The 3,567-nt window shown below is 68.5% G+C and carries 1 protein-coding gene and 1 pseudogene; one reads left to right on the top strand and one right to left on the bottom strand.

Annotation, left to right across the window (positions count from 1 at the left end):
- On the bottom strand, nucleotides 1-2,834 hold a 2,834-nt coding region (locus tag ACH196_RS37785; protein WP_396651941.1), incomplete at its 3' end, for a beta strand repeat-containing protein.
- A gap of 253 nt (nucleotides 2,835-3,087) precedes the next feature.
- Here ACH196_RS37785 and ACH196_RS37790 point away from each other — a divergent pair.
- A pseudogene (locus ACH196_RS37790) lies at nucleotides 3,088-3,441 on the top strand (IS6 family transposase); the annotation flags it as partial.
- Between the last annotated feature and the right edge of the window lie 126 nt (nucleotides 3,442-3,567).

A 3,567-nucleotide genomic window follows, 5' to 3' on the forward strand; every position in this document is an offset into this window, starting at 1 on the left:
GGCCCCACCGCATAGGAGAGCGCCCAGCCGCCGGTGCCGCCGCCGCCGCCGATCGACTGCGCCAGAACACCGGTCGCCTTCGAGCCGGCGGTAACGATCTCCGCGCCATTGGCGGCGACCGTGACCGTCCCGCCGGCGCCGCCGCCGCCGGCCTGCCCGCCCACCGCACCCGACACGAACAGCGCGTCGGCGCTGGCATTGCCCGCGTTGCCGCCGCCGCCGCCGATCGACTGCATGACGATGCCGGCCGCCGCGTCACCGACGGTGGTGATCTGGGTGCCGGCGTTGAACTGCGCCTGCACCGCCCCGCCGTCACCGCCAGCGCCGCCATTGCCGCCCACGACGACATTGCCGCCGGACGAACCGCCGCCATCGCCGCCGCCACCGCCGATGGACTGGCCGAGCACGCCGAAGGCCGCCATGCCGCTGGTACCGACGATGCCGCCGTTGGAGGTGAAGGAGACGGTGTTGCCGTCGGCGGTGAAGGGCGTGTCGTCGGCGCTGCCACCGACCGAGCTGAAATTGCCGCCCGCCTGCCCGCCGGCGCCGCCGCTGCCGCCGATCGACTGCAGCAGCACGCCTTGGGCATTCGACCCCATGGTGGAGATCGAGCCGTCATGGGTGACGGTGACCGCGCCCACCGTGCCGGCCGAGCCGCCTGTGCCGCCATGGGCGGAAATGCCCGAGGCGAAGCCGCCGCCGCCGCCGGCCCCGGCCATGGATTGCGCGAGGATGCCGCGGGCCGTGTCGCCGCCAGTGACGATGGCGCCGTCATTCGTCACCGTCACCGCGCCGGCATTGCCGCCGGCGCCGCCTCCCTCCCCGTGGGTGCCGCCGCCATTGGCGCCGCCCGCATTGCCGCCGGCGCCGCTGAAGCTCTGCGCCAATATGCCGGCAGCATCGTCTCCCCGGGTGCTGATCGTGGAGGCGCTGTCGAGTGTCACCGTCACGGCGCCCGCATCGCCACCGGCGCCGCCCGCGCCGCTATAGGTCTTGCCGATGCCGCCCTGCGCATCGCCGCCCGCGGCCCCCGTGCCCCCCGCCGACATGGCGTAGACGCCGGGCGAGTAGGCTCCCTGTGTGGCGATCGAGACCGATGCGAGCGAGATCGCGATGGTGCCGCCGGCGCCGCCGGAGCCGCCACCGCCAGAGGTGATGTCGAAGAACTCCGTCGAGGCATCTCCGCCGAGGCCGCCATTGCCGCCCTGGCTGAGCACATAGATGCCGGGCGAAGTGTCGCCTTGCGTCGTCAAGCCGACGAGATTCTGCCCCGTCGCGCCGATGGTGACGGTCGCCGAGCCGGTCACGGCGCCGCCGCCGCCGCCGCCGCCGGCCGTGCCGCCAAAATCGGTGGTGTCGGTACCGCCATTGCCGGCCTCCCCACCCATCAGCAGCATCTGGACGGCCGCGGAGTCGGCGCCGGTGGTCGAGATCGTCACCGGCTGCGTCGCCGCCGTGACGGTGATTAAGCCTTCGCCGACGACCTGTCCGCCATAGCCGCCGTTCTCGCTGCCGTAGCTCTCGCTCTCGCTGCAATCGCTGTCCTGGCAGCCGCCGTTGCCGCCATTGCCGGCCTGCATGATGGCCGACAGGCCAGGCAGCAGGTCGCCGGTCGTCGTGACATTCGCGTCGGTGACCGAGATCTGCGCCGCCCCGCTGATCCCCGCGCCGAACCCGCCGCTGTAGCCGTCGGCGCCCGCTCCGGTCCCGCCGCTGCCGCCGATGACGGCCGCCAGCACGCCGGCGCTGTATGCGCTGGAGCTTGGAGGCGCGCCGCTGACGGCGACGGCCACATCGCCGCCCGCGGTGAGCGTGACCGACGCCGACCCGGCGCCGCCGCCGGTGCCGCCACCGCCTTCGTCGTTGCTGCCGCCATTGCCTCCCTGGGAGAGCGCCTGAAGGCCATAGACGCCGTTGTTCTGGCTCCCGGCGCCCTGCCATATCCATGTGACGTCCACCGTAGCCGAGTTGACGATCGAGGTCTCCCCGCCCGTCCCGCCATGTCCGCTGCCGCTGTTGCCGCCCCCCAGCGAGATTGCCTGGATGCCGGCGAAACCTTCCGATCCGGCCAGCGCGACGGTGATTGCGCCGCTGTTGGTGACCCACGCGCCGGTGGCGTTTCCGCCGGAGCTTCCGCCCTGGTCGGTGGCCCAGATGCCGGCTCCCCCTGGAGCACTGACGGTCGACAGGTTCATGTCGATCGTCGCGGCGTTGGTAACGTTCACGCCCGCCAGGGTAGAGCCGGTCCCGGTGGCCGATTGATAGGCGTAGATGCCGAAGACATAGGTGCTCAGCGAGGTCGTCGTGTCCGGCTGGAACGCGATACTGCCCTGATTGTCGACCGTCACGCCATAGATGTCGCCGAACACGCCATACGTCCCGGAGGCCGTGGCGCCGAGGCCGTAGAAATTCGACGGATCGATCGATGGCGTCGATGATGTCAGGCCTATGTCGCCGAGGCTATTCACACCCATGCCCTGGATGCTGCCGACGCTGCTCGCCGCCTGGTCGAAACCCTGGGGCGTGCTGTAGCTTCCGGCCGGAAGATCGCAGATATAGGCGTTGTTCTGCACGGAGCAGGCCGCCTGCGCCGAGGCGTGGTCCGGAAAAACGATCAAGGCCGCGGTGGCGAGCAGCCCCGCGATGAGGCTCCCACAAACCGCGACCGAACTACCTAGCATCGCCAGGTGGCTGGCCCGTAGCGCGGCAAACTGGCGTCTTGCCGTACCGGGATCGAACCTCTCGACGAGGATCGCCGCAGGCCGCTCCCGTGCATCCCGTCCAAGCAGCCGTTCGATGGTCGAGCGACCGTCAACATGGGGCCGGCGCGCCATCGCATCCCCGCGATCTTATTCGTTGCCTGGAGCACCGATGTGACGTGAAACGCCCTGGCCCCTCAATCACAAATTGATTGTTTAATTAACAGACTGTCAAGGCCGATGGTGCGATCGCGGTCAGCGATCGCTTCGTTGTACACTGGGTTCTTTTCCGAGACCATGAGTTCGGTGACAGGCATTCGGGCGATGTCACGGTAAACAGGTTGGCAGGGGTCGTTGAAGTAAACGCTCCGGCACGAACACCACGCCCATCAGTTACAAGCGCCATCGCTTCCCACCTCAGATCATCGCCCATACGGTGTGGCTCGACTTCCGGTTTCCGCTGAGCCTGCGCCTTGTCGAGGAAATGCTGCTGGAACGCGGCATTGCCGTCACCTATGAAACGATCCGCCGTTGGCGAAAGAAGCTCGGCCCGGACCATGCGCGTCGCCTTCACCGCAAGAAGCCCGGCCGGAACGACGTGTGGCATCTTGACGAGCTTGTCCTCACCATCGCCGGCAGAAAGCACTGGGTGTGGCGCGCCGTCGACCAGGACGGCTATGTGCTTGACGAGATCGTCCAGAACCGCCGCAACACCAAGGCAGCCAGGCGATTGCCGACCCGGTGTTGATTTCCGCGGAGAACTGACCCGGGGTTTCCACTGAGAACTGACCCGGGTGGATGATGGTTTTGGGTCAGGTTGTCGTCAAGTTTCGAGCTTTCTCCTTTGTCGGTTTTGCAGTCTTTGCTG

It is taken from the genome of Mesorhizobium sp. IMUNJ 23232, assembly GCF_044326205.1.
Taxonomy (GTDB): Bacteria; Pseudomonadota; Alphaproteobacteria; order Rhizobiales; family Rhizobiaceae; genus Kumtagia.